This is a genomic window from Billgrantia lactosivorans (assembly GCF_003254665.1).
Classification (GTDB): domain Bacteria; phylum Pseudomonadota; class Gammaproteobacteria; order Pseudomonadales; family Halomonadaceae; genus Halomonas; species Halomonas lactosivorans.
Genome location: NZ_QHGY01000043.1, coordinates 1 through 363 on the forward strand (window position 1 = coordinate 1; position 363 = coordinate 363).

Annotated in this window: 1 protein-coding gene; it reads left to right on the forward strand. The window is 73.8% G+C overall.

Translation table 11 applies throughout. From position 1 onward, the window contains the following. Positions 1 to 2: 2 nt before the first annotated feature. Positions 3 to 363 (forward strand): aldehyde dehydrogenase family protein (locus DIS04_RS20320; RefSeq protein ID WP_162623144.1); only part of this gene is annotated, 361 nt, incomplete at its 3' end.

Sequence of the window (363 nt, forward strand, 5' to 3'; positions counted from 1 at the left end):
CACTGCAAGGCAAGATGCTGATCGGCCGCGAGGCCGCAAGCGGCAGTTCCAAGCCCATCCACGCCGTCAATCCCGCCACCGGCGAGCGCCTGGAGCCCACCTACGCCGGCGGCACCGTCGCCGAGGTCGAGCGTGCCTGCGAACTGGCCGAGGCGGCCTTCGCCAGCTACCGCGAGACCACGCTGGAGCAGCGCGCCGCCTTTCTCGAGACGGTCGCCGACGAGATCGAGGCGATCGGCGACGCGCTGATCGAGCGCGCCATCGCCGAGACCGGCCTGCCGCGGCCCCGCCTCGAGGGCGAGCGCGGCCGCACCTGTGGCCAGCTGCGCCTGTTCGCCAGCGTGGTGCGCGCCGGCGAGTGGC